Here is a 1,048-nt window from a genome sequence, read left to right on the forward strand (position 1 = left end):
GACGGGAACGGTCCACCAATACGCGTCGATCCCCGCGGGGTCGATGGCCACGGTGAGTCCCAGAGCCCGACCGGCGAGGTAGAGACCGAGGCCGGGGATGCCGATAGCCAGGACCAACGGGCGCTCTTTTCGTATCCGCGAATCGACGAGGGCGCGCCGCGCCTCGTCCGGCAAGAGAATTACCTTTCGCCTCTTAGCAATCATCGCTTGTCTGTGACGCGACTCGGATGGTACGTTATGCTCAAACGAAAATATTGAAATGTCGTGCGTTGGGGGGGATTCCTGAAGCCGCATTTCATGGACATCGGAGGAGCAATGAAGCTCAAGAGAAGAGCGATTTCCGCATTCACGGCCGCTGTGCTCGCGGCCGGGATGGTAGCGGGTTCGGTTCTACCCGCATCTGCAGCGTCGGTCGGAACCGTGAACCTTTCGAACGTGGCTGCGATTCAAAGTTCTACAAAGGATATGTCGATCGTGGACTCGAAAGGGCGAACGTGGTGGATCACAGTCACCACTACGTGGCAGCGGTTGTCTAGCACGAAAGCGGTGCTTCGTGTAATCAACCTTCGGCCAAAGACATTCCCCGGCGGTGAATGTCTTTCAATAAATGTTGGTTCGACTACGAACATAAACTATTACAACGGCCCTCGAACGCTGTGCAAGACTGGCCTACTGTCATATTCTCCCATGAAGACTGTAAACGCTTACTCTGGAACAACTATTCTTGGTCAGCTCTGGCTAGACATGCCTGATCCTTGGGCACCCTTTAGCGGCGGTAATAGGAACATTACGATTGAATACCACTCTTAGTTAGCACGCTGACGATCGGAGCGAAGCGGGTTGCCCGGTCGAGTGTCCGCAGGGGTATCTCGTACATTGCGAGATGCCCCTGTGGATTTCTACGTATGCCAACTGGAGCGACGTAAATCAGCCGGGAAGTCCGAACAGTGCGGGCCACGTCGCCGCCGCCCAGGGGTACCCTACGAATGCGGCGGCGTCGATCACGAAGTGTGCGACCAGGAACGGTAGGAGGCGTCCGCTGCGCTGA

The 1,048-nt window shown here is 56.6% G+C and carries 1 pseudogene; it reads right to left on the reverse strand.

Annotation, left to right across the window (positions count from 1 at the left end):
• Window positions 1-117, reverse strand: a pseudogene (locus L978_RS18805) (CPBP family intramembrane glutamate endopeptidase); the annotation flags it as partial.
• Window positions 118-1,048: the final 931 nt, after the last annotated feature.

Source organism: Microbacterium sp. ZOR0019 (genome assembly GCF_000800925.1).
GTDB lineage: Bacteria > Actinomycetota > Actinomycetes > Actinomycetales > Microbacteriaceae > Microbacterium > Microbacterium aurugineum.